Here is a 26167-nt window from a genome sequence, read left to right as displayed (position 1 = left end):
TATCAAATCTCTCCTAACCCCTCGGAGCTAAAAGAGGAGCGGGGAGATTTGATAACGGTATTCGCCTTAAGAATAATCTTATCCTTTTGCAAGAATACTTTTTAAAAATCTTGCCGTATGTGAATGTTGATTTTCCGCAACCTCTTCCGGTGTACCGGTGGCGATAATTTGTCCGCCGCCACTGCCGCCTTCCGGACCGAGATCGACGATCCAATCCGCCGTTTTGATCACATCTAAATTATGTTCGATCACCACAATGGTATTCCCTTGATCACGTAAGCGGTGCAAGACTTTGAGCAGTTGTTTAATGTCGGCAAAATGTAAACCGGTGGTCGGTTCGTCCAAAATGTACAAGGTTTTGCCCGTGTCACGTTTGGAGAGTTCCGCCGCCAGTTTTACCCGTTGCGCTTCACCGCCTGAAAGGGTGGTCGATGATTGTCCCAAGCGGATATAGGATAAACCGACGTCCATTAGCGTTTGTAGTTTTCGGGCGAGCATCGGTACGGGGTCAAAAAATTCGCGCGCTTCTTCAACGGTCATATCCAGTACTTGGTGGATGGTTTTGCCTTTATAGCGAATTTCTAAGGTTTCGCGGTTATAGCGCTTGCCTTTACAGTGATCGCAGGGGACGTAAACATCCGGTAAGAAATGCATTTCGACTTTGATCACACCGTCGCCTTGGCAGGCTTCACAACGTCCGCCTCGGACATTGAAACTGAATCGTCCGACGTTATAGCCTCGGGCACGGGCTTCTTGCGTACCGGCAAAAAGTTCACGAATCGGGGTGAATAAGCCGGTATAGGTCGCCGGATTTGAGCGTGGTGTCCGACCGATCGGGCTTTGGTCAATATCGATCACTTTGTCAAAATGCGCCAAGCCGTCGATGCTTTTGTAAGGCGCAAAATCGCGGTTTTCGGCACGGTTTAGCGCATTCTGAGCAATCGGAAATAGGGTATCGTTAATTAAGGTGGATTTGCCGGAGCCTGATACGCCGGTAATACAGGTAAATAAGCCGACGGGGAGGGTTAAATCAACCTCTTTTAAATTGTTGCCGCTTGCCCCTTTCAAAATGAGTAACTTTGTCGGATCGATTGGCGTGCGTTGCGCCGGTATGTCGATCTTTTCTTTACCGGAGAGGAAACGTCCGGTAATCGATTCGTCATGTTGCATGATCTCTTGTGCGGTGCCTTGGGCGATAATATTACCGCCGTGTACGCCGGCACCCGGTCCGATGTCGACGATATGATCCGCCGCCATAATCGCATCTTCATCATGTTCCACCACAATAACGGTATTGCCTAAATTACGCAGATGAATCAGTGTGTTTAACAAGCGTTCATTATCCCGCTGGTGTAAACCGATGGACGGTTCATCCAAGACATACATGACTCCGACCAAACCGGCGCCGATTTGACTTGCTAAGCGGATACGTTGGGCTTCTCCGCCGGATAAGGTTTCCGCCGAGCGGGAAAGGGATAAATAATTCAGTCCGACATTGACTAAAAATTGTAGCCGTTCACGGATTTCTTTGAGAATTTTCTCGGCAATTTGAGCCTTTTGCCCGCTTAGGGTGAGGTTGTCAAAAAAAGCGAGCGCTTCACCGATGCTTTTTTCCGAAACTGCAGGTAAGTTGGTTTGTTCAATAAACACATAGCGGGCTTCGCGACGCAAACGAGAGCCGCAACAATCGGTACAGGCTCGGTTGTTGATGTATTTTGCCAATTCTTCACGGACGGAGTTGGATTCCGTTTCTTTGTAACGGCGCGCCATGTTATTGAGGATACCTTCAAAAGCATGTACGCGTTTGACGCTGTCCCCACGATCATTGACATATTGAAATGCAATTTCTTCTTTAGATCCGTGCAGAATAATCTGTTGAAGTTTCTTCGGTAGCTGATTAAACGGTGTTTCAATATCAAACTCGTAATGTTTTGCCACGGATTTTAATAAACCGAAATAGTAGAAGCTTCGACGGTCCCAACCTTTAATTGCCCCGTTTGCCAATGAAATATCGGGGTTTTGAACCACTTTCCGTTCATCAAAATATTGCTGTACGCCCAAACCGTCACAGGTCGGGCAGGCTCCCGCCGGGTTATTGAACGAAAACAAACGGGGTTCCAGCTCGGTTAAGGCGTAGCCGCAGTGCGGACAAGAGAAACTGGAGGAGAAGAGCAGTTCTTCCGCCTTCGGATCGTCCATATCCGCGATAATTGCCGTTGAGCCGGAGAGCTCCAACGCCGTTTCAAAAGACTCGGCTAAGCGGGTAGCAATATCGGTACGGACTTTAAAGCGATCGACCACGACTTCAATCGTATGTTTTTTTTGCAATTCAAGTTGCGGCGGATCGGAGAGATCGCAGATCTCGCCGTCGATACGCGCACGGATATAACCCTGTGCCGCTAAATTTTCCAACAGTTTGATATGTTCGCCTTTGCGCTCTTTAACGACAGGGGCGAGCAACATTAAACGTTTTCCTTCAGGTTCTTCCAATACCCGATCCACCATTTGAGATATCGTCTGTGCCGCAAGCGGAACGTCATGATCCGGGCAACGGGGTTCACCGACACGGGCAAACAGCAAGCGCAAATAATCGTGAATCTCGGTCACGGTACCCACGGTAGAACGCGGGTTGTGTGAGGTGGATTTTTGTTCAATCGAAATGGCGGGTGATAACCCCTCAATGTGGTCGACATCCGGTTTTTCCATTAAGGATAAAAACTGACGGGCATAGGCGGAAAGGGATTCGACATAGCGACGCTGCCCTTCGGCATAAAGCGTATCAAACGCTAAGGAGGATTTGCCGGAACCGGATAAGCCCGTAATGACAATGAATTTATCTCTTGGTAAAGTTAAATTAATATTTTTAAGATTGTGAGTTCGGGCGCCCCGAATATCAATATGTTGCATAAATGCGTTCTCTGAAAATGTAAAGCGGATTTTATTAGTTTGTCGATTATTATCGCATAATTTGAAATGACTGTACAAAATATCAGTTTTAATGCGTGATTTTATTTTCATTTTGAGGCAAAATAAGCGCAATTTTTTTAACACATGATTTTTTATAGAGGATACATTATGGCTGGTGTAAATAAAGTGATTATTGTCGGGAATTTAGGTGCGGATCCGGAAATGCGTACTATGCCGAACGGCGATGCGGTTGCAAACATTAGTGTTGCAACCAGTGAAGTATGGAATGATAAAAATACCGGTGAGCGTCGTGAAATTACCGAATGGCACCGTATCGTTTTTTTCCGTCGTAACGCAGAGGTTGCCGGACAATATTTGCGTAAAGGTTCAAAAGTCTATGTAGAAGGCAAACTCAAAACCCGTAAATGGCAAGATCAAAACGGTCAAGATCGCTATACGACTGAGATTCAAGGTGACTTATTACAAATGTTAGACAGTCGTCAAGGCGGCGATTTCGGTGCGCCTCAAGGGCAGGGAGGTTGGGCAAATACGGCTCCGCAAGGTGGTAATTATAACCAAAGCGGTTATAGCGAGAATTATGCGCAAGCCAACTACGGTGGCGCTAAACCTCAGTCGACTGCAGCAAAACCGGCGGCACAAGCCGAACCGCCGATGGATAATTTTGATGATGATATCCCGTTCTAATTATCCGTAGCGCATGATGCTTTAAACCCACTCGACAGAGTGGGTTTTTTATCAGTTAACTGTTTGAAAGATATGCAAAATACGATTTTAACGATTACCCAACTTAATTATTCCGTTAAAAATATGTTGGAGGTGGAATTCGGTCATGTATGGCTGGTCGGGGAAATTTCCAATTTCAGCCAGCCCGTTTCGGGGCATTGGTATCTCACCTTGAAAGACGAACATGCTCAGGTGCGCTGTGCCATGTTTCGTATGAAAAATATGCGGGTAACGTTCCGTCCGCAAAACGGTATGCAAGTATTGGTACGGGCAAGTGTCAGTTTGTATGAGCCACGCGGTGATTATCAAGTCATTATCGAGAGCATGCAACCGGCGGGTGACGGACTGTTACAGCAACAGTTTGAGCAATTAAAAGCAACATTGGCAGCGGAAGGGCTGTTTTCCCAGGAGCATAAAAAACCGATTCCGCCGTTTGTAAAATGCGTCGGTATTATCACTTCCTCAAGCGGTGCGGCATTGCAGGATATCTTGAATATACTCAAGCGTCGGGATCCGGCTTTGCATGTTGTGATTTACCCGACCTTGGTCCAAGGCAAAGAAGCGACGCAGGATATTGTCAACATGATCCGATTGGCAAATACACGACAAGAATGTGATGTCTTGATCGTCGGGCGTGGAGGCGGCTCTTTAGAAGACTTGTGGTGCTTTAATGAAGAGGCGGTAGCTCGAGCTATTTATCATTCAAACATTCCGATAATCAGTGCGGTCGGTCATGAAACGGATGTGACGATTGCGGATTTCGTCGCGGATTTACGGGCGCCGACACCGTCGGCAGCAGCGGAATTGGTCAGTCGTGATCAAGCGGATTTAATCCGTCGACTACAACATCAAGCCGATAAAGCCAGCTTGGCATTTGATCGGATATGGGTGGAAAAGTCAGGGCTTTTTGAGCGTTTGAAATTGCGTTTAAATGCACAGCATCCACAACGGAGTTTAGCTCGCCAACAGCAGCAATTAATGCAATTGGATAAGCGTTTAACACAGCAAATCGAACAGATTCTGCTGAATAAGCAACAGCGCTGGAAAATGCTCAGCCAGCGGGTTGAGCGTAATCCGCTACCGTTTCGTATTAATCAATCCCGACAGCAATGGGAGCGACTGGAGCAGCGCTTGATTTTTGCGACGGAGAAAAAAGTGGAAAACAGCCGTCAGGCGTTTCAAACATTGTGCGTGCAATTAGACAGCTTGAGCCCGTTAAATGTCTTGGCAAGAGGCTATTCGGTTACTCAAAATCAGGCGGGTAAAGTGTTGGTTGCAACGGAACAGGTGCAAGTCGGCGAGCAGATCTCGACGACCTTAGAAAAAGGGAGAATCATCAGCCGGGTGGTGGATGTTTTACCGTAATACAAGCGGTCGGTTTCGTTGAAAATTTTGCAAAAAAATGGCTGAAACAGACCGCTTGTAAAAAAATAAAAAAGCACCGGTACTTTCGTATCGGTGCATTTTTATTATCGCTGCTGATTAGAATACGGTGATCGCATTGTTTTCAATTTGCGTTGTACTTAGCGTTGATAAGATAGGATAAGAGAATGAGTCCGAATTTACAGAAATCGAATCAAAGCTCATAATAGCTTCGCCTATAGGTGCTGCTGCGCCTAATACTTCAGATATTTTGATTTCACCCGCAGATTCTTTGACTCCGTCCGTATCGTCTCTCAATTCTACGGCATCCAATATTGCTTGCGGTATTTTGGAACTCAAACCATATTTGTTGGTTTTAAGTTGGTCTTTATCCACATTGACATTCGAAATACGATCAACCAAAAACGAAACACTGGCTGGTTTTTCAGCCTTATTATAGACCGTGTTATCTTCCAAGATAAGATTTGATTTTTCTTTGCCTGTTCCGGAAATACGGAATACAGCCGTATTGATTTTACCTTCTAGTTCAAACGTGTTATTTCTAATCGTATATATTTTGGCGTTACCGTAAACTTCCAACGCTTCAGCATCACTATTTGAGGCTTGTTTAACTAATACAATATTATCTTCAATGGAGACTTCACCGCGTAATTTCATTATTTTGGTTGGGTCAATGACATTACGTTTCGTAGTGGCATTATAAGTCATATAAGCCGCATCTTGTACGTAAATCGGCACGCCACCTTTTACTTCGTTTAATTCAGCGGTGTTATTTTGAATGGTAATCGTACCTGAGCCTAATCCCGTGACGTTTTTAGTATTAGTCGTATTGTTAAATACCCCGATTAAATAACTGGCGGATTGGCTATCGACAATCTGGTTATTAGTAATGTCCACGTTATAGTCAAGCAAAGCCTCTTGATTACGGAATTCAATACCAAAAGTTGCTGTTTTATACGGTGTGTTAATAATACTTAACCCGGAAATTACGTTATCGTTGATAACATATTTGCCACCACTGGATGTTTTATGGCTGTTAAGGTTGATCGAGTTGTTATTTGAGGTTAATTGAATTGCCGTATAACTGTAATAATCACCTCGTGCTTTTGCCGCATTACCCGGGCCAAAATCATCCACCTTTAATGTAAAAGTCGGATCTTGAATAACCGTATTATTCTTGATGGTAACATCATCCATGGTGTAGTGGCGGTTATAAGCGGCAATGCCGAAGAGACGATCGCCGATTGAGGTATTACCCTCTATCACAATATGGTTCCCATCATGAATATCCAATCCTTTGCGGTAGTTGTGATCCGTTGTATTATTTAGATATTTAATACCGTAGTTATACGATCCGGCGCTGGCAGCAATACCGTATCCTGTACCACCGTCTTTCTCATGACCGTTTCGGCTTGCTAAATTCCCTTCTGCGACAAAGTTTTTTTGATATCCGAATAATAAACCGCCAACACGGTTGTCATGTAAATAGCTGTCGATGACTTTGTTATTTTCACCTAGTGGTAGATGTTGGTAATTTTCGGTAATTTTGCCGCTCATAAGAAGGTTGGCAAAGTTTGCTGTGCCGGGGATTCTTGGATCATCCTTAAGCGCATCACTTGAGGTAAAGTAGATACCTGCACGATTCGCTCCGCTGGCTTCAATTCGTTGAATTGTAATTTGATCGGAATCAGTAACTAAAATGCAGTTAATTTTACCGAAATAAGTTGAATCTTGATCGCTATTTGGGTATTTGCGATAGAAATCGGTTTCTTTTTTATGTAGGTATTGTACGGAAAGATCGCCAACAATCTTATTTGTTTGACCTTTGATCAAAATACCTGCATAAGCGTCAACATTATCGGTATTGGTATTTGAATTAGAAATGTCACTCCAAGCCTGTTCTTTATAGAAAGTAATTAATGTTTTCGGAACGGATTTACCGGCTTCAGGAGCATCCGTACCATTTACTCGACCGTTTCCTTCACCAAAGAGCGCTTTAACATTTGAATAAGTATTATCCCAAACAATCTGATCACTGATGTATAGTTTTCCGCTTAATTGAACGGATATGCCCAATTCATGAGCCTTAGCCATAGCGGCTTTAATGGCTGCAAGACTGTCTGTTTTACCGGTCGGATCCGTACCAAAGTCACTGGCTTTAATATATTTGCCATATTCGGAATGGCTGTAAATATTTAATTTACCTTTCGCATAATCAACACTTTCAAGTATATGTTCAGTCGGATTATTTGTGGCAGTATCATTCACGGTGCTATCCGTTACGGCTTGAAGTTGCTTTGACGCCGTTAGCGTATAGATACTTTCTTTTGAAGTGGTATTTATGCTATTTTTTACGACATTGCTAGATGTAATTTTTGTCGACACGCCGAGTGGTGACGCAAGCGTATTTTCCGTTTGGGCAGTAGTGGCGGTATTTTCCGATGTTAACGTGTTTGAAGCATTGAGAGAAGTGGTGTTCGCAGATGCCGTATCGATTACATTCGGTGTATTGTTTGAATGCTCCGTCGAAATTGCACTGGTTGAGGTGCTTTTAGCTTCTTGCACATGACTGATCGGCGCTTTATCCGATGTTTCGCTTGGCTGTGATGCGGATGAACCGCCACCTCCGCTACCACCTCCGGCAGCAGCGCCTGCGACTAAGCCTAAACCGGCAATACCGCCAAGAATTTTAAATAATGTACTTCCCATAATTCCATCGCCTGCAGGCTCTGCTGCATTTGCTACAGAGACTTTTTCCGCCGTAATCACATTTCCGCTGTTTGGTTCGATCGTGGTAATGAGTTCGTTTGCTTGGATCCCATTAATGTCACTATCGTAGCGGTAGTAATCTTCGATAATGATATCGGGCTGATTACTTCCGTTTTCTTTCGTGTTGATGTGAAGATCGCCATTAACGCGTTTAAAGTTTAGCTGTTCGAGCTGCTCTCCGGTCTCTGCATTAACTAATTGATAATTCACGTTTTTGAGAGCTTTAATGCGTAAAGTCTCTGTTTCGCCTTTAAGTAGTTTATAACTACCGATTTGAGTTGCGATTCCATTTGTTGCTGAATTAGCGGCAACAACAGTAATGCCGTATTTTGCCATAATTTGTCTCCTTTTAAAAAACTCGGGTTTGCTTTTTCGCGATTGTTATAAGAAAAGTTAGCTATAAAGTTAGGTCTCTGCCTGTAAAATTTACATAATTTGATTGTTTTGTAATCTAAAGTAATTTTATTTGTGTGTTTGCTTTACAGCTGACAAAAATTTACTAAAAATTTCGTGCAAATGCAAATTTTTTATGTATTCTTGACAAAGTTTTCATTAAAAGGGATTTATGGAGAACAAATTAGATGGAAAACTTACGTTCTATTCGACTACTATTACTTGTCTTTACGTTTTCGATTACTTCGGTTAAAGCGAATCCGTTAAAAGATCTTTTACATACCACCTTGCAATCCGCACCTGAAGTATTAGAGGCGACTGCAAATGTGGATGCCTCTTTAAACCGTACGGAGCAATCGAAAGCGGGGCATTGGCCTGTGGTTTCTGTTACCGGAAGCGGTGTCATTACCCAACACTATAAAAACAGTACCAACACGAAAAGCAGAATCACGCCGGGCGTCAAAGCAGAAATGAATCTGTATTCCTTTGGTGCGATAGACAAAGAAATTGAAAAAAATGTAAAGGAGGAGGAGTTCTATCAACATAAGCTGGTTTCTACACAAGAAGAATTGGCTTATACCGTATCACAACTCTACTTAAAGGCCTTGAATCTTAAAGAAGCTATTAGAGTCATGAAACACAGTTTGGCAAGGCATAATGCGATTTTGGGCAGCCTTGACGTGATTGTCGATAATGACGGTGGGCGTTTGTCCGAATATACACAAGCGGAAGCCAGAATGCTTACAGTTGAGCAGAATATTAACCGTTATAGCAAGCAGTTGGCAGTGACCTTAAATACATTATCAAAATACAGTAATGTAAAAATAACGGCAGAAGATTTACAAAACCCATTCCAAGGATTAACGGATAATGTGTTGTTTGCAAAATATACAGCCAAAGATAAATCACAAAACCCCTCCTACAAAGCACAACATGCCGAGTGGGAAGCTAAACGACTAGCGGTTGAGGTTGAAAGTAAAAAAGAATTACCGAAAGTTAATCTCGTCGGATATGCGACAAGAGACGATCAATACATCGGTGTGGAGGTTTCTTGGGATATTTTAAATCGTGGAAGTCGGTACACTGTTCAAGAAAAAGAAATTGAAACTTATGCGGCAAAGCAGCGTTTAGAGCGTTTATCGCGTGATTTGGAGGAGGTTGCGCAGCAATCGTTAATTAATATTAAAGAAAGCCGTATGCAACTGAAAACGTTAAAAGCGCAAATCAATGCATCAAGAAAAGTCGTGGACTTTTACAAATTACAATTTGATACGGCGCGCCGTTCTTTGTTAGATGTGCTGAATGCTGAAAAAGATTTGGCGGAAGTTGAACTGACACAGGCGAATACAGAGGCGGAACTTTCTTTTGCAATACTCGACTATCTTTATTCTCAAGGCACTATTGCGACTTGGGCAAATCAACATCATCAAACTAAATAGGGTAAAAGAATATGAAATTAATTATTGAACATTTATCCGTGATGACCCAATTGCTTGGAGCCCATCTTTCCAGTGCCACATTAACCGCGCATGCAACACGTACGGACGGAATGGGGGTGAATTTTCGTTCCCTTTCCGAATATCTGACAAGCGAAGGGTTTGAAAACACATTGTCTAAACGCGCGTTATGCGATATTCCGGCATTATCTGTTCCCGTATTGTTGTTCCTAAAAAACGAAGAAGCGGCCTTGGTGACGGAAATTCAAGTGGATGACGAAGGCAACCGCCTTTATAAGCTGCATCATCCGGATAATCTGAGCCAATGGGTAAATGAAAATTCTTTAAGTGAAAGCTATTTAGGTACATGTTGGTTCGTCAAACCGCGTAAAAGTGTGGACAGTCGTTCGGAGCTACCGGAATATAATCTGCCGAAAGCATGGTTCTTTAAAGTGATTTGGCGCTTTAAAAAATATTATTACCAAGTGATTCTTTCTACTTTCGTGATTAATTTTCTTGCGTTGGTCAGTTCGTTATATGTGATGAACGTATACGACCGAGTGATACCGAATCAAGCTTACCAAACGCTTTGGGCATTGAGTATTGGTGTGGTATTGGCGATTACGTTTGAATTCATTGCAAAAATGATGCGGGCGTATTTAACCGATATTGCCGGTAAAAAAGCGGATTTAATCATCAGTTCGGCGCTATTCCGGCGGGTTATGGGGCTGAAATTGCAACAACGGCCGGCTTCTTCCGGATCTTATGCGAATAATTTGCGGGATTTTGAATCGGTACGTGAATTTATGACCAGCGCCAGTTTATTGACATTAGTCGATTTACCGTTTTTATTGCTGTTTGTAATAGTGATTTGGATGATTGGTGGAGCGCTTGCGTGGGTACCGATGTTGATTATTCCGATTGTGATCATCGTCAGCGTATTGGCTCAAATTCCGCTCTCCCGTTATATTAATGAATCCATGCGGGAATCATCGCAGCGCCAAGGTTTAGCGGTAGAAGCGCTTGAAGGCATTGAAACCTTAAAAACCAATAATGCCTTGAATTGGGCGCAAAAACGTTGGGATTTTTTCACGGCAAAATCTTCCGCTTCAAGCATTAAAGTGAAAAACATGAGTAATTTCGTGACCAATTTTACGATGGCAATGCAGCAATTGAACACGGTCTTTTTAGTCGTATTAGGTACCTATCTTATTCATAGTGAATCTCCTGACAGTAAAATTACCATGGGGGCATTAATTGCATCCGTGATTTTATCCGGACGGGCACTGGCACCGTTAGGACAAATCGCAGGACTTGCCGTGCGTTTTCAACAGGCATGGTTGGCGCTCAAGGGGGTGAACAATATTGTCGAACGCCCGATAGAACGTGATGCGGAACGCAGTTATCTCACATTAAATGAGGTACGAGGAAACCTTAAATTCGAAAATGTTGCATTTTCGTATACGCAAGACAAAGAATCAATCAGCGCATTGAATTTATCTATTCATGCCGGTGAGAAAGTGGGGGTGTTAGGCAGAATCGGCAGCGGAAAATCCACCATCCTTAAACTGGCTTCCGGTTTATACGAACCGCAAAAAGGCAGTATCGCGTTAGATGACATCGATTTACGTCAAATTGATCCGGCGTTATTGCGTAACCAGGTGCTATTACTCGAACAAAATCCGCGTCTGTTTTTAGGTTCGTTGCGTGAGAATTTGGATTTATCCAGAATGGATCATTTTTCCGATGACAAAACCTTACTGGATGCACTGTCCCGTTTCAATTTACTGGAATTAATCCGTAAACATCCGCGCGGATTGGATATGCCGCTAGGGGAAAACGGGCTGGGGTTATCCGGCGGACAGAAACAAATTATTGCGCTTGCAAGAATGACCATGCGTAATCCGAAGATTGTTTTATTGGATGAACCGACGACCGGTTTGGATAATGCGACGGAACAACAAGCGTTAACGGCAATTGCCGATTGGGCAAAAGAGAAAACGCTCGTGGTTGTGACGCATCGCCCTCAAGTATTGCAGATCGTTGACAGAATTGTCGTAGTCGATAACGGCAACATCGTGATGGACGGACCGAAAGACGAGATATTAAAACGCCTTGCGCAAAACGGCAAAAAGAAAGAACAAATGGATTAAAAGGAGACAATGATCATGGAAACATCGACGAACCAAGCGAACACGGCGCTTGCCGAGCGGGTGAATAAGAAAGATCTCAAATTACTCAATGATCTTCATGCGGCTTTACAACAAGAAAGCCATAAGGCAATTTGCTTTAATATTACGTTACTTTTTCTGTTAATGATGGTGTTTGTCGTTTGGGCTTACCATAGTCCGATCGAAGAGGTAACTCGCGGGCAGGGCAGTATTATTCCGAATAGCAGAGAACAAGTGATTCAAAGTTTGGATCCTGGGATTCTAAGTGAAATGCGGGTGAAAGAAGGGGACGTGGTGGAAAAAGGGCAGATCCTGTTGAAATTAGACGACACCCGCAGCTCGGCCATTTTACGTGAAAGCCAAGCCAAAGTGGAAAACTTGGAGGCTCAAGTGACCCGTTTACGTGCGGAAGCCTACGGATTACCGTTGGACTTTCCGCCAAGCGTACCGCAAGATCTGCAAAAGCGTGAAGAAACCATTTATAACAGCAAAAAGGCAGCATTGGAGAGCTCAACGCAAAGCTTGATAAAAAGTCGGAATTTACTGGAAAGAGAAGTACGCATTATCACTCCCGTCGTGGCCAGAGGCGCAATGTCGGAAGTGGAATTGCTTAAAATTAAGCGTCAAATCAGTGACCTACAATTACAAATTATTGAACGCCAAAACAAATACGTGACGGATGCCAGTGCGGAGTTAACCAAACTGGAAGCCGAATTGTTCCAAGCCAAAGAAAACATGGCGATGCGTGCCGATCCGGTTGAGCGGGCTTTCATTCGCGCACCGCTGAAAGGTATTGTAAAAAATATCCGTATTAATACGATTGGCGGGGTAATTAATGCCGGACAGGACATTATGGAAATTGTTCCGATTGAAGATGCCTTGTTGGTTGAAGCCTATATCAGCCCGAGCGATGTGGCGTACGTCAGTCCGGGAATGCCGGCGGTGGTGAAACTGACGGCATACGATTATGCGATTTACGGTGGATTAAACGGGGTGGTTACGCTACTCAGTCCGGATACGTTACATGATCAAAAGAGACCGACGGACTTAAAATTGAACAGCAATGCGGCATTTTATCGGGTGTTAGTGCGGACGGAATCCAATAACTTAACCGATAAGAACGGTAAAGCCTTACCGATTATTCCGGGGATGATTGCGTCTGTAGATATTAAAACCGGTGAAAAAACCGTCTTTCAATATCTGATTAAACCGATTACTCGCATGAAACAAGCATTACAAGAGCGCTAAACTTTTTTGCAAAAAATTCGGCGGATCTGACCGCTTGTTGAAACAAAAACGGAAGCATTTGCTTCCGTTTTTTCGTATTACATTATGTTATAAACAGTTCTTTTCACCGCGTGAAAGGCTGATTACTCCGGAGCGGACAATTTCGATAATAGTCGTTTCCGCCGTTACCGCTTCAATAAACGCATTCAGTTTATCGCTGGTACCGGCTAATTGAATGGTGTACTGTTTCGGCGTGATATCGACGATTTGTCCGCGGAAAATATCAACCATGCGTTTTAGTTCATCCCTTGCGCTGCCAATGGCTTTGACTTTCAGTAATAGCACTTCACGTTCGATATGTTCACAGTGGCTGAGATTAATGACTTTGAAAATGTCGATTAATTTGTGCAACTGCTTCTCGATCTGTTCAAGCACTTTTTCATCGCCTTGCGCCACAATCGTCATACGTGACAAGGTTGGATCGTCTGTCGGTGCGACGGTCAAACTTTCAATGTTGAACGCGCGTTGTGAAAAGAGTCCGACCACACGGGATAAAGCTCCCGATTCGTTTTCTAATAAGACGGATAATGTTCTACGCATCTGTTCTCTCCGTTTTGCTAAGCATCATATCTTTCATTGATTCACCACGAATTTGCATCGGGTAAACGTGTTCGGTTTCATCCACTCGGACATCGACAAAAACTACTCGGTCTTTAATTGAGAATGCTTCTTTAAGCTTGCTCTCCAGTTCGGACGGGTGGTCAATCCGAATCCCGACGTGCCCGTAAGCTTCGGCAAGTTTGACGAAATCGGGCAGCGAATTCATATAGGATTGTGAATGGCGACCGGCATAAATAATATCCTGCCATTGTTTTACCATACCGAGGAAGCGGTTATTTAAGTTGACGATCACAACCGGCGTATCGTACTGTTTGGCGGTAGACAGCTCTTGGATATTCATTTGAATACTGCCGTCACCGGTGACGCATACGACAGTTGCGTCAGGGAAGGCGAATTTGACGCCCATCGCCGCAGGTAGACCGAACCCCATGGTGCCTAAACCGCCGGAGTTGATCCAACGGCGCGGCAGATCAAACGGGTAGTGCAGGGCGGCAAACATTTGATGTTGACCTACGTCGGAAGCAATGTAGGCATCACCATTGGTTAATCTGTAGATAGTTTTAATGACTTCTTGCGGCTTAATGACATCACCTTGCTCATAACGCAAGCAGTGACGGCTTCGCCAACCTTCGATTTGTTCCCACCAAGCGGTTAGATCCGACTGACTTTTTGCAAGACTTTCATCCTCCAACAACGATAGAAATTCATCTAATACGTTTTTGGCGTTGCCGACAATCGGAATGTAGGCCGGTACGGTTTTAGAGATGGAAGACGGATCGATATCCACATGAATCACCTTGGCGTTCGGACAATATTTTGCCAAATTATTCGTGGTTCGGTCATCAAAACGTACGCCGATACCGAGAATCAGATCACTTTCATGCATCGCCGTATTGGCTTCATAAGTACCGTGCATCCCCAACATGCCTAAAAACTGTTTGTCGGTACTCGGATAGGCGCCTAATCCCATCAGTGAGCTGGTCACCGGCAAATTGAGTTTTTGAGCGAATTCGGTTAACTCGCGGTTTGATTCGGAAATCACCGCGCCGCCGCCGACAAACAATATCGGCTTTTTGGCGACTAAAATCGCTTTTAGTGCCCGCTTGATTTGCCCCTTATGACCTTGAACCGTAGGGTTATACGAGCGTAGCGAAATTTCTTTCGGGTAGGCATAGTTAAATTTATTGGCAGGGTTGACGACATCTTTCGGCACATCAATGACGACAGGACCCGGTCGACCGGTTGACGCAATATAAAAGGCTTTTTTTATGATTTCCGGAATATCTTCCGTATTTTTCACTAAGAAACTGTGTTTCACCACCGGACGGGAAATACCGACCATATCACACTCTTGGAATGCATCCGTACCAATGAGACTTGACGGAACTTGTCCGGAAAAGACCACGAGCGGAATGGAGTCGGCGTAAGCCGTACCGATTCCCGTAATGGCATTGGTTGCCCCCGGACCGGACGTAACCAATACACAGCCGACCTTACCGGTGGCTCTCGCATAACCGTCTGCCATATGTACGGCGGCTTGTTCGTGGCGAACAAGTACGTGTTTGAGTCCGCCTAAGGTGTGAATGGCATCATAAATATCAAGAACCGAACCGCCCGGGTAACCGAAAACGTATTCTACGCCTTCGTCACGCAAGGATTGTACGATCATTTCCGCTCCTGAGAGTTTTTTCATTGAATCCTCCAACTCATATTGAAATAGGATGTTTGCCAAGCAAACGATAACGTGGCGGATTTTGCAGAAAAAAAGGTAGTTTGTCTATAGGGGATAAAAAGAAGTTTTATTGATATTTTTGGAGTAAAATACTTTAATTTTTTAAAAAATGGTATTTTATAATTTTAATTTTTGTATTTTTTGCTTTTTTAATAGTTTATGCCAAATTTTATAAATCAAACAAAATTTAATAAAGGTTGCTAAAATGTGATATGGATCACATTTTGAACAAGCGGTTATTTGTAAGTATTCATTTGTAAGAATTTGTTAAAAATTAGAGTTTTATCACAAAATCTTATGTGCATTTAAGATAGAATGGCATCGTTTTTTTATCACTTAATTAAAGGATGCCATATATGGACGATAAATTACGTCAAGCCGCACTTGATTTTCATGAATTTCCGATTCCCGGTAAAATTGAAGTTACCCCAACCAAGTCCCTTGCCACACAACGTGATCTTGCATTAGCTTACTCCCCCGGTGTTGCCGAGCCTTGCTTAGAAATTGAAAAAGATCCTCAAGCGGCGTATCGCTATACCTCAAAAGGGAACTTAGTCGCCGTTATCTCAAACGGTACGGCAGTATTGGGCTTAGGGAATATCGGCGCATTAGCCGGTAAACCGGTGATGGAAGGAAAAGGCGTGCTGTTTAAGAAATTCGCCGGTATCGATGTTTTCGACATTGAAATAAATGAGCGCGATCCTGAAAAATTAGTTGAAATTATTGCCTCTCTTGAGCCAACGTTCGGTGGTATCAACTTGGAAGATATCAAAGCACCGGAGTGTTTCTACATTGAACAAAAATTACGTGAACGTATGAATATTCCGGTTTTCCATGATGACCAACACGGAACGGCGATTATCAGCGCGGCGGCGGTGATTAATGCGTTGCGCATTGTGAACAAAAAAATCGAAGAGGTTCGTCTTGTTGCCTCGGGCGCGGGTGCCGCATCCATCGCATGCTTAAACCTCTTGGTTTCTCTTGGCATGAAGCGTGAAAACATCATCGTTTGCGACTCAAAAGGCGTGATCTACAAAGATCGTGACGATCGTATGGATGAAACCAAAAAGCTATATGCGATTGAAGATAACGGCTGGAGAACTTTAGGGGATGCGATTCCGAATGCAGATATTTTCTTAGGTTGTTCTGCTGCAGGTACTTTAACTCAAGATATGGTACGCACCATGGCTGCGCATCCGATCATACTCGCTTTAGCGAACCCAAATCCTGAAATTACTCCGCCGGAAGCGAAAGCTGCTCGCCCGGATGCGATTGTGTGTACCGGTCGTTCCGACTATCCGAACCAAGTCAATAATGTACTGTGCTTCCCGTTCATTTTCCGTGGTGCATTGGACGTTGGCGCCACTACCATTAATGAAGAGATGAAACGCGCAGCGGTTTATGCGATTGCCGATTTGGCACTGGCGGAACAAAACGAAGTGGTCACGTCGGCTTATGGCGGTGAAGGTACAACATTCGGACCGGATTACATTATCCCGCGTCCGTTCGATCCGCGTTTGATCGTACGTATTGCGCCGGCGGTGGCGAAAGCGGCAATGGATTCCGGTGTGGCGACACGCCCGATTAGCGATTGGGATGCCTATCATGAAAAATTGACACAATTCGTTTACAAAACCAATCTCTTTATGAAACCGATCTTCAGCCAAGCGAAGGCGGACAAACAACGCATTGTGCTTGCCGAAGGGGAAGAAAATAAAGTGTTACATGCAACCCAAGAAATCGTTTCAATGGGGCTTGCTTATCCGATATTAGTCGGTCGTCCTGCGGTGATTGAAGCGAAGATCAAAAAATTGGGCTTACACCTTGAAGCGGGTAAAGATTTTGAAATCGTGAATAACGAAAATAACGAACGTCATAAAGAATTATGGCAACGTTATTACGGTTTGATGAAACGTAACGGTATCACCGAAGCCATTGCAAAACGCGTCACGACCTCCAATACGACCGTAATTGCCGCACTATTGGTTGAAATGGGCTATGCGGACGGCTTAGTGTGCGGTTTATTCGGAACATACAGCCGCCACTTGGAAGCGATCAAAGACATTATCGGAGTAAGAAAAGAAGTGAAAGTTCCGGCGGCATTGAACAGCTTAGTCTTGCCGACCGGTAACGTCTTTATGACCGATACTTACGTGAATGCGGATCCGACGGCGGAAGAACTGGCTGAAATCACCTTGATGGCATCGGAAGAAATTAAACGTTTCGGTATTGAACCGGCGGTGGCGCTAATGTCTCATTCCAACTACGGTTCGTCCAATCAGCTCGGAGCGCCGAAAATGCGCAAAGTGTTGGAAATCGTACAACAACGTGATCCGAATTTAATGATTGACGGTGAAATGCACGGGGATCTTGCTTTATCGGAAAAACTTCGCCGTGATTATATGCCGGACAGCCCGCTAAAAGGCTCGGCGAATTTATTGGTCATGCCGAATATGGAAGCTGCTCGTATCAGCTATAATTTACTTCGTGCAACCACCACGGCGATTACCGTCGGACCAATCTTAATGGGGATGAATAAATCGGCACATATTTTAAATCCGGTTTCTTCCGTGCGCCGTATTATCAATATGGTGGCGTTTGCGGCGGTTAAAGCACAAACGAAAAAAGGATAAATTGAAGATTTTCCCTCGTTCGTCAACGGGCGAAGGGAATAGAGGCTGACAAGCGGTCGGTTTGATGTTGAAATTTGCAAATTTTTCAGAGGATCCGACCGCTTGTTTGAACGGAGAGTAAAATGAAAAAGAGATGACCTTGGTCATCTCTTTTACGTTTAGAATGCAACGCTCTCTTTCAAGCTGACCGTCAAGTTAAACACTAAATTATCCGCACTGCCGTCTTTACTGTCTAAACAGTAATAACCTTCACGCTCAAATTGATAACCTTGTTCTGCTTTTGCATTCGCTAAACTTGGCTCAACAAAACCCTGTTTAACCACTAACGATGTTGGATTTACCACAGCACAAATATCTTCTTCCGCACCCGGATTGGCTACGGTAAAGAGTTTGTCGTAAATACGGAACTCCGCAGGTTTATTATGTACCGCAGATACCCAGTGAATTACGCCTTTGACTTTGCGTCCGTCCGCAGGGTTTTTGCCTAAGGTTTCAGGATCGTAGCTGCAATAAATTGTCGTGATCTTACCGCTTGCATCTTTTTCTACACGTTCCGCTTTAATCACATAAGCATTACGCAAACGTACTTCTTTGCCTAATACAAGACGTTTATACTGTTTGTTCGCTTCTTCACGGAAGTCTGCTTCATCAATGTAAAGTTCACGGGTAAACGGCAATTCACGGCTACCAAGCTCTTCACGATTTGGGTGATTTGGTGCAGTTAGCCACTCTTCGCCGTCAAAGTTTTCAATCACCACTTTAACAGGGTTAATTACAGCCATTGCACGTGGTGCGTTGGTATTGAGGTCGTCACGAATACAAGACTCTAATGCACTGTATTCCACCACGTTATCTTGTTTTGTCACACCAATACGGCGGCAAAATTCACGGATAGAAGCAGGGGTATAACCACGACGACGTAAGCCCGAAATCGTCGGCATACGAGGGTCGTTCCAACCATCGACAATACCGTCATTTACCAATTTCAACAGCTTACGTTTAGAGGTTAATGTCCCTTCTAAGTTTAAACGTGAAAATTCGTACTGATGCGGTAACGGACGTTCAATCGAAATATTTTCTAATACCCAGTCATATAAACGGCGGTTGTCTTGGAATTCCAAGGTACAAATGGAGTGAGTAATACGCTCAATCGCATCCGAAATACAGTGGGTGAAATCGTACATCGGGTAAATGCACCATTTATCGCCGGTTTGGTGGTGGCTGGCAAATTTGATACGGTATAACACAGGGTCACGCATGACGATGAATGGTGAAGCCATATCAATTTTCGCACGCAAGCTCATTTTGCCTTCTTCGATTTCACCGTTTTTCATTTTTTCGAAAAGGGCTAAATTTTCTTCAATCGGACGATCACGATACGGGCTGTTTTTACCCGGCTCGGTTAATGTGCCTCGGTATTCACGCATTTCATCAGGCGAAAGCTCATCTACATATGCCAAGCCTTTGTTAATTAATTCAATCGCATAACCGTAGAGTTGATCGAAATAATCGGACGCATAACGTGGTTCACCTTCCCATTCAAAGCCTAACCATTTCACATCTTCTTTGATTGAATCGACATATTCCACGTCTTCTTTTACCGGGTTGGTATCGTCAAAACGTAAGTTACATAAGCCTTTGTAATCTTCTGCAATCCCGAAGTTTAAGCAGATGGATTTGGCGTGACCGATATGCAAATAACCGTTCGGTTCAGGCGGGAAACGGGTATAGACATTATTATGTTTGCCTGAGGCTAAATCTTCATCAATGATATGGGTAATAAAATTGGCTCGAACATCATGGTGTTCGTTGTTTAAAATCTCTTCGCTGCTCATAGTGGCTCTCATTCAGTTAAAAATAACGAAACATTCTACACTTTATCGGGGTTAACTCAAAATAGTTAGCTTATTTGTGATAAAAATTGACTAAAAAACGACGACAGCCTACAATTTCGCTCCGCACATTAACCTACTACAAGCGGTAGGTTTCCTCCCAAAATTTGCAAACACTTCTCAAATATTGAATTAAGGAACCTAAAAATGAAACGATCCCTTTCGATTGAATTTTCTCGCGTCACGGAAGCTGCGGCATTAGCGGCATTTGCTTGGCTTGGACGAGGTAATAAAAATGCTGCCGATGATGCCGCGGTTAAAGCCATGCGCTTTTTGTTAAACCAAATGGAAATTCGCGGTGAAGTCATCATTGGCGAAGGGGAAATCGATCAGGCGCCGATGCTTTATATCGGCGAAAAAATCGGTTTGTGTCGTCCGGAAGATACCGAAGTGACTATTGCGGTTGATCCGATGGACGGAACGCGAATGACGGCCATGGGGCAGGCAAACGCCCTGTCCGTGCTTGCTGCCGGTGGGAAAAATACGTTCTTACAAGCGCCGGATATGTACATGGAAAAATTGGTTGTCGGTCATGAAGCTAAGGGGATGATCGATTTGAATTTACCGCTTGAGCAAAATCTACGTCGTGTTGCGTCTAAAAAAGGGAAATTACTTTCTCAATTAACCGTTGCTGTACTTGATAAACCACGCCATAAAGAGGTTATTGCTGAAATGCAAAAATTAGGTATTCGTGTGATGGCGATTCCTGATGGTGATGTGGCAGCGGCAGTTCAGTGCTGTTTACCTGAAGCAGATTTAGATATGTTATATGGCATTGGTGGTGCCCCAGAGGGTGTCGTGGCTGCGGCAGCAGTTCGTGCTTTAGGCGGTGATATGCAGGCGCGTTTGATTCCTCGCAATCAGGTAAAAGGCAATACGCTTGAAAATTTCGGCTATGCGGAAAAAGAGATCAGTCGCTGTGAAGCATTAAATGTACCGATTAATGAAGTGTTAAAACTTGAAGAGTTGGTTCGAGACGATAATTTAGTGTTCTCCGCCACAGGAATTACGTCGGGTGATCTGCTCAAAGGGATTCAACGTAAAGGAAATCTGGCCGTAACGGAAACGTTATTGATTCGCGGACGTTCGCGTACCATCCGTAAAATTCAGTCGTATCACTATTTGGATCGTAAAGACGCGGATTTATACCGCTTGATGAATGTTTAAAAAAATAGCAATTGTGATCTAAATCACAAAAAACAGTTGCACACTTTTTTTTAAATCTTTATAATGCACCACATCAGACGCGGGGTGGAGCAGCTTGGTAGCTCGTCGGGCTCATAACCCGAAGGCCGTCGGTTCAAATCCGGCCCCCGCAACCAGTTTTAAGGCTCATTGTTCTGTTAAGGACAATGAGTTTTGTTTTATATGCACTTTGCATTTGCAAAGTTTTGTATAAAACAAACCGCTTGTAGCCCCACAACGGAGATTTGGGGCTTTTTTGCGGCTGATAGTCAGCTTTGTTTTATGTAAGAGGACTGAATAAAGTCCTTTTTTTATACCTGCTAAACGGAGAACACTTTGGCAACATTAGAACAGAAATTACAAGAGCTTGTCGCCGATACCATTGATGCAATGGGATTTGAATTAGTCGGCATTGAATGTCAGCGTGCCGGTCGTTTTTTAACCGTACGTTTATATATTGATAAAGAAGGCGGGGTGACCATCGATGATTGTAGCGATGTCAGTCATCAGGTCAGTGCGATTTTTGATGTGGAAGATCCGATCGCGGATAAATATAACCTTGAAGTGTCATCACCGGGACTCGATCGTCCGTTATTTACCCTTGCCCATTATGAGCGCTTTATTGATCGTGACGTCGTGATCCATTTACGCATTCCAATGTTTGATCGTCGTAAATGGCAAGGAAAGTTAGTTCGTGTCGACGGTGATTTAATCACGTTAAATGTGGACGGCAACGAACAATCTTTTGCATTCGGCAATATTCAAAAAGCAAATTTAATCCCCGTTTTTAATTTCTGAGGACATAACCCCCCATGAGTAAAGAGATTTTATTAGCCGCAGAAGCGGTATCCAATGAAAAGTTATTACCAAAAGACGCGATTTTTGAAGCGCTTGAGACCGCATTAGCCATTTCGACAAAAAAGAAAGCGGCGGCAGAACGTGAAGATCGTAAAACCGGCAACGGCATTGATATCGATGTCCGTGTGGTGATTGATCGTAAAACCGGCGAATTCACCACCTATCGTCGTTGGTTGGTCGTTGAAAAAGTCCATCATCATACCCGTGAAATTACTTTAGAGGCTGCGCAGTTTGAAAACCCGAATATCCAACTTGGTGATTATGTCGAGGATGAAATTGAGTCGATTGCCTTCGACCGTATCACTATGCAAACTGCCCGCCAAGTGATTAGTACGAAAATTCGTGAAGCGGAGCGTAATAAAATTGTCGAACAATTCCGTTCACAATTAAACAGCATTATCACGGCAACAGTAAAAAAAGTCAGTCGGGATCAAATTATCTTAGACTTAGGAAACCAAGCGGAAGCGGTGATTGTACGTGAAGATATGCTACCGCGAGAAAACTTTCGTCCGGGTGATCGGGTACGTGGCGTACTTTATGCGATTAAGCCGGAATCAAAAGGCCCTCAATTGTTTGTGACCCGTGCAAAACCAGTGATGATTGAAGCGTTATTTAAACTGGAAGTACCGGAAATCGGGGAAGAAATCATTGAAATCAAAGGTGCGTCTCGCGATCCGGGGTCTCGTGCCAAAATTGCGGTAAAAAGTAATGACAAACGAATTGATCCGGTCGGCGCTTGTGTCGGTATGCGCGGCGCACGTGTTCAGGCGATCAGTAATGAACTGGGCGGTGAGCGCGTCGATATTGTTTTGTGGGATGACAATCCTGCACAGTTTGTGATTAATGCGATGGCACCGGCAGACGTCAGTTCCATTGTCGTCGATGAAGACAATCATTCAATGGATATTGCCGTTGAACCGAACGCATTAGCCCAAGCTATCGGTCGTAACGGGCAAAACGTGCGTTTAGCGACACAATTAACCGGTTGGACATTAAATGTGATGACCACCGAAGAGCTGGATAAGAAACATCAAGCGGAAGACAATAAAGTCATCAATCTCTTTATGGATGCATTGGAAATCGATGAAGAATTTGCACATATTCTGATTGATGAAGGCTTTACCTCTTTGGAGGAGATTGCTTATGTACCGGTGAACGAACTAACGGCTATCGACGGTTTAGAAGACGAAGACTTAGTCGAAGAACTACAAACCCGTGCGAAAAATGCGATCACGGCGAGAGCATTGGCGGAAGAAGAAGCGTTAAAACAAGCCCACATTGAGGACAAACTATTAAATCTCGACGGTATGGATCGTCATATTGCGTTCAAATTGGCTGAAAAGCAGATTACCACCCTTGAAGAACTTGCAGAACAAGGCGTTGATGATTTAGCGGACATTGAAGAATTGACCGCGGAAAAAGCCGGTGAGTTGATCATGGCGGCTCGTCAAATCTGTTGGTTTAGCTAAGAACGGGGGAGAGAAAGAATGAGTGATAATGAAATTAGAACTGATGCACCGACAAAATTAAGTTTACAACGTCGTACGAAGACGACGGTCAGTAGCACGACAGCCGGCGGTAAAGCCAAAGAGGTGCAAGTGGAAGTGCGCAAATCGCGTAAAGTGGATACGGAAGCCATGAAAAAAGCACAGGAAGAGGCGCTAAAAGCAAAACAAGAAGCGGATGCAAAAGCAAAAGCCGAGAAAGAAGCCGCCGAAATGGTTGCAAAAGAAAAAGCGGAAGCAAAAGCGAAAGAAGAAGCGGCTAAAGTCGTACATCAAGTCCCGGTTATGCCGAATAAGCAAGCTAAACCGGCACAACCGAAAGTTGAAGTTCAACCGAAACAAGAAAAAACGGTTGATCCTGAAAAAGAAGCAAAACGTAAAGAAGAAGCAGAACTTCGTCGTAAACAAGAAGAACTTGCACGTCAAAAAGCGGAAATGGATGCAAAACGTGCAGCGGAAAACGCACGTCGTTTAGCGGAAATTGCCCGTGAAGAAGCGAACGAATCGGGCGAAGATTATGAAGATGATCGTTTCACCTCTAAATACGCCTTGGAAGCGGAGCGTGATTCGGAGCGTCGTAGCGAAGGCAATCGAGGTCGTGGAAAAGGCGGTGTCGCAAAAGCGAAAAAAGGCGGACGTGATGACGAAAACGGTAGTAAAAACGAACGTCAATCCGATCGTCGTAATCAAAAAGATGCAAAAGGTAAAGGCAAACATGCGAAGAAAGGTAGTGCACTACAACAAGCCTTTACCAAACCTGCTCAAGCAGTAACCCGCGATGTGATTATCGGTGAAACCATTACGGTGGCGGAACTGGCGAATAAAATGGCGATAAAAGCGACGGAAATCATCAAAACCATGATGAAAATGGGCGAAATGGTGACGATTAACCAAGTAATCGACCAAGAAACCGCACAACTTGTCGCAGAAGAAATGGGACACAAAGTTATTCTGCGTAAAGAAAACGAATTAGAAGAAGCGGTATTGGAAGATCGTGATACCCATGCAGAATTAGTGACACGTGCACCGGTTGTGACCATCATGGGGCACGTTGACCACGGTAAAACGTCCTTACTTGACTACATTCGCAAAGCAAAAGTGGCGGCAGGCGAAGCGGGCGGTATTACTCAGCATATCGGTGCATACCATGTGGAAACCGATGACGGTAAGATGATTACCTTCTTAGATACCCCGGGACACGCCGCGTTTACGTCGATGCGTGCACGTGGTGCGAAAGCAACGGATATCGTGGTACTTGTGGTAGCGGCGGATGACGGTGTGATGCCACAAACGATCGAAGCGATCCAACATGCCAAAGCGGCAGGTGCGCCGATTGTGGTTGCGGTGAACAAAATCGATAAACCGGAAGCGAACCCTGATCGTGTAGAACAAGAGCTTTTACAACACGAAGTTATCTCAGAAAAATTCGGTGGTGATGTGCAATTCGTGCCGGTTTCTGCGAAAAAAGGCATGGGGATTGACGACTTATTAGAAGCTATCCTTCTTCAATCCGAAGTCTTAGAATTAACCGCAGTGAAAGACGGCATGGCAAGCGGTGTAGTGATCGAATCTTACCTTGATAAAGGTCGTGGTCCGGTTGCAACCATCCTTGTTCAATCAGGTACGTTAAATAAAGGCGATATCGTACTTTGTGGTTTTGAATACGGTCGTGTTCGTGCAATGCGTGATGAAAACGGTAAAGAAATCGAAGCAGCAGGCCCGTCTATTCCGGTGGAAGTATTAGGTCTTTCAGGTGTACCGGCAGCAGGAGATGAAGCGACTGTTGTTCGTGATGAGAAAAAAGCACGTGAAGTTGCTTTGTATCGTCAAGGTAAATTCCGTGATGTGAAATTAGCGCGTCAGCAAAAAGCTAAACTGGAAAATATGTTTAGCAATATGGTGGAAGGCGATGTGGCTGAATTGAACGTGATTGTAAAAGCAGACGTACAAGGTTCTGTAGAAGCGATTGTTCAATCCTTACACGAACTTTCAACGGCAGAAGTCAAAGTGAAAGTGGTTGGATCGGGCGTGGGCGGTATTACTGAAACCGACGCAACCCTTGCAGCAGCATCAAATGCTATCGTTCTCGGCTTTAACGTCCGTGCCGATGCCTCTGCACGTCGTATTATCGAAAGCGAAAACATTGACTTACGTTACTACTCAATCATTTATGAGCTATTGAATGAAATTAAAGCAGCGATGAGCGGTATGTTACAGCCTGAATTCAAACAAGAAATCATTGGCTTGGCAGAAGTGCGTGATGTGTTCCGTCATCCGAAATTCGGTGCAATCGCTGGTTGTATGGTCACTGAAGGTATCGTTAAACGTAACAACCCGATTCGCGTATTGCGTGACAACGTCGTGATTTTTGAAGGCGAGCTGGAATCTCTCCGCCGTTTCAAAGATGACGTATCGGAAGTGCGTAACGGCATGGAATGCGGTATCGGCGTGAAGAACTACAACGACGTAAAAGTCGGCGACCAAATCGAAGTATTTGAAGTCGTTGAAATTAAACGTTCAATTTAATTAAAAGTTTTAAGGGCGAATTTGTTTCGCCCTTTATTACAAGCGGTCGGATATAAAGAAAATTTTGCAAAAAATCTCTGAAATCTGACCGCTTGTTGATCTGCACCCCAAAACTTGGACACCTAATTTGAGGTGCAGATTATGTCCCATCCTTATCAATTTCGTTTAGACATTATCAAATTGGT

At 44.1% G+C, this 26167-nt stretch carries 15 protein-coding genes and 1 tRNA gene; 11 read left to right on the top strand and 5 right to left on the bottom strand.

Annotated features, from left to right (window positions below; genetic code table 11):
* Nucleotides 1-78: 78 nt before the first annotated feature.
* Nucleotides 79-2907: an excinuclease ABC subunit UvrA gene (gene uvrA / locus ACEYKX_RS01750; protein WP_373766542.1), complete on the bottom strand. Its 2829-nt coding sequence runs from the start codon at nucleotides 2905-2907 to the stop codon at nucleotides 79-81.
* Between the two features lie 168 nt (nucleotides 2908-3075).
* Between uvrA and ACEYKX_RS01745 the strand changes: the two genes are divergently transcribed.
* Both ACEYKX_RS01745 and xseA read left to right on the top strand, forming a co-directional pair.
* Nucleotides 3076-3612 carry a single-stranded DNA-binding protein gene (locus ACEYKX_RS01745; protein ID WP_373766543.1) on the top strand — a complete coding sequence of 179 codons (537 nt, stop codon included), beginning with the start codon at nucleotides 3076-3078 and terminating at the stop codon, nucleotides 3610-3612.
* 72 nt (nucleotides 3613-3684) lie between these two features.
* Entirely contained in the window at nucleotides 3685-5016 is a 1332-nt protein-coding gene (gene xseA, locus ACEYKX_RS01740; RefSeq protein WP_373766544.1) for an exodeoxyribonuclease VII large subunit, read from the top strand.
* Nucleotides 5017-5133: 117 nt separating this feature from the next.
* Here the strand turns inward: xseA and ACEYKX_RS01735 are convergent, their stop codons facing one another.
* Nucleotides 5134-8139: a right-handed parallel beta-helix repeat-containing protein gene (locus ACEYKX_RS01735; protein WP_373766545.1), complete on the bottom strand. Its 3006-nt coding sequence runs from the start codon at nucleotides 8137-8139 to the stop codon at nucleotides 5134-5136.
* Between the two features lie 245 nt (nucleotides 8140-8384).
* Between ACEYKX_RS01735 and ACEYKX_RS01730 the strand changes: the two genes are divergently transcribed.
* The 3 genes from ACEYKX_RS01730 to ACEYKX_RS01720 are packed head-to-tail and all read left to right on the top strand — an operon-like array spanning nucleotide 8385 to nucleotide 13051.
* Nucleotides 8385-9635: a TolC family protein gene (locus ACEYKX_RS01730; protein WP_373766546.1), complete on the top strand. Its 1251-nt coding sequence runs from the start codon at nucleotides 8385-8387 to the stop codon at nucleotides 9633-9635.
* Between the two features lie 11 nt (nucleotides 9636-9646).
* A complete protein-coding gene (locus ACEYKX_RS01725; protein WP_373766547.1) occupies nucleotides 9647-11785 on the top strand; it encodes a type I secretion system permease/ATPase in 2139 nt (712 codons plus the stop codon).
* A 15-nt stretch (nucleotides 11786-11800) separates the two neighbouring features.
* Entirely contained in the window at nucleotides 11801-13051 is a 1251-nt protein-coding gene (locus ACEYKX_RS01720; protein ID WP_373780372.1) for an HlyD family type I secretion periplasmic adaptor subunit, read from the top strand.
* An 87-nt stretch (nucleotides 13052-13138) separates the two neighbouring features.
* Here the strand turns inward: ACEYKX_RS01720 and ilvN are convergent, their stop codons facing one another.
* Entirely contained in the window at nucleotides 13139-13630 is a 492-nt protein-coding gene (ilvN, locus tag ACEYKX_RS01715; RefSeq protein WP_373766549.1) for an acetolactate synthase small subunit, read from the bottom strand.
* Nucleotides 13623-15344: an acetolactate synthase 3 large subunit gene (locus ACEYKX_RS01710; RefSeq protein WP_373766550.1), complete on the bottom strand. Its 1722-nt coding sequence runs from the start codon at nucleotides 15342-15344 to the stop codon at nucleotides 13623-13625. Before ACEYKX_RS01710 ends, ilvN begins: the two co-directional genes overlap by 8 nt.
* 395 nt (nucleotides 15345-15739) lie before the next feature.
* Here ACEYKX_RS01710 and ACEYKX_RS01705 point away from each other — a divergent pair, with 395 nt between their 5' ends.
* Nucleotides 15740-18016: an NADP-dependent malic enzyme gene (locus ACEYKX_RS01705; RefSeq protein WP_373766551.1), complete on the top strand. Its 2277-nt coding sequence runs from the start codon at nucleotides 15740-15742 to the stop codon at nucleotides 18014-18016.
* 158 nt (nucleotides 18017-18174) lie between these two features.
* Here ACEYKX_RS01705 and glnS read toward each other — a convergent pair whose 3' ends face one another.
* A complete protein-coding gene (gene glnS / locus ACEYKX_RS01700) occupies nucleotides 18175-19851 on the bottom strand; it encodes a glutamine--tRNA ligase (RefSeq protein WP_373766552.1) in 1677 nt (558 codons plus the stop codon).
* Nucleotides 19852-20055: 204 nt separating this feature from the next.
* On the opposite strand from glnS, the gene glpX reads away from it, so the two are divergent.
* From glpX to infB, 5 genes are all read left to right on the top strand, one after another.
* The gene (glpX, locus tag ACEYKX_RS01695; RefSeq protein WP_373780371.1) at nucleotides 20056-21075 is read left to right on the top strand and encodes a class II fructose-bisphosphatase; all 1020 of its coding nucleotides are present in this window, start codon (nucleotides 20056-20058) and stop codon (nucleotides 21073-21075) included.
* 78 nt (nucleotides 21076-21153) lie between these two features.
* Nucleotides 21154-21230: transfer RNA gene (locus tag ACEYKX_RS01690), tRNA-Met, on the top strand.
* A gap of 199 nt (nucleotides 21231-21429) precedes the next feature.
* Entirely contained in the window at nucleotides 21430-21891 is a 462-nt protein-coding gene (gene rimP, locus ACEYKX_RS01685; protein ID WP_373766554.1) for a ribosome maturation factor RimP, read from the top strand.
* Nucleotides 21892-21905: 14 nt separating this feature from the next.
* Nucleotides 21906-23420 (top strand): transcription termination factor NusA, encoded by a 1515-nt coding sequence (gene nusA, locus ACEYKX_RS01680; RefSeq protein WP_373766555.1) that lies wholly within the window; start codon nucleotides 21906-21908, stop codon nucleotides 23418-23420.
* An 18-nt stretch (nucleotides 23421-23438) separates the two neighbouring features.
* On the top strand, nucleotides 23439-25982 hold the full coding sequence (infB, locus tag ACEYKX_RS01675; RefSeq protein ID WP_373766556.1) for a translation initiation factor IF-2: 2544 nt from the start codon (nucleotides 23439-23441) through the stop codon (nucleotides 25980-25982).
* Nucleotides 25983-26167 lie beyond the last annotated feature (185 nt).

Origin of the sequence: Glaesserella sp. (assembly GCF_041817755.1) — a bacterium.
Classification (GTDB): domain Bacteria; phylum Pseudomonadota; class Gammaproteobacteria; order Enterobacterales; family Pasteurellaceae; genus Glaesserella.
Note: the sequence above shows the minus strand (reverse complement) of the source record. Positions and strands in the feature narration are given on the sequence as shown.

Excerpts from the sequence above, each read along its gene's own strand:
- uvrA (WP_373766542.1), bottom strand. The coding sequence starts at position 2,907 with ATGCAACATATTGATATTCGGGGCGCCCGAACTCACAATCTTAAAAAT.
- ACEYKX_RS01745 (WP_373766543.1), top strand. The coding sequence starts at position 3,076 with ATGGCTGGTGTAAATAAAGTGATTATTGTCGGGAATTTAGGTGCGGAT.
- xseA (WP_373766544.1), top strand. The coding sequence starts at position 3,685 with ATGCAAAATACGATTTTAACGATTACCCAACTTAATTATTCCGTTAAA.
- ACEYKX_RS01735 (WP_373766545.1), bottom strand. The coding sequence starts at position 8,139 with ATGGCAAAATACGGCATTACTGTTGTTGCCGCTAATTCAGCAACAAAT.
- ACEYKX_RS01730 (WP_373766546.1), top strand. The coding sequence starts at position 8,385 with ATGGAAAACTTACGTTCTATTCGACTACTATTACTTGTCTTTACGTTT.
- ACEYKX_RS01725 (WP_373766547.1), top strand. The coding sequence starts at position 9,647 with ATGAAATTAATTATTGAACATTTATCCGTGATGACCCAATTGCTTGGA.
- ACEYKX_RS01720 (WP_373780372.1), top strand. The coding sequence starts at position 11,801 with ATGGAAACATCGACGAACCAAGCGAACACGGCGCTTGCCGAGCGGGTG.
- ilvN (WP_373766549.1), bottom strand. The coding sequence starts at position 13,630 with ATGCGTAGAACATTATCCGTCTTATTAGAAAACGAATCGGGAGCTTTA.
- ACEYKX_RS01710 (WP_373766550.1), bottom strand. The coding sequence starts at position 15,344 with ATGAAAAAACTCTCAGGAGCGGAAATGATCGTACAATCCTTGCGTGAC.
- ACEYKX_RS01705 (WP_373766551.1), top strand. The coding sequence starts at position 15,740 with ATGGACGATAAATTACGTCAAGCCGCACTTGATTTTCATGAATTTCCG.
- glnS (WP_373766552.1), bottom strand. The coding sequence starts at position 19,851 with ATGAGCAGCGAAGAGATTTTAAACAACGAACACCATGATGTTCGAGCC.
- glpX (WP_373780371.1), top strand. The coding sequence starts at position 20,056 with ATGAAACGATCCCTTTCGATTGAATTTTCTCGCGTCACGGAAGCTGCG.
- nusA (WP_373766555.1), top strand. The coding sequence starts at position 21,906 with ATGAGTAAAGAGATTTTATTAGCCGCAGAAGCGGTATCCAATGAAAAG.
- infB (WP_373766556.1), top strand. The coding sequence starts at position 23,439 with ATGAGTGATAATGAAATTAGAACTGATGCACCGACAAAATTAAGTTTA.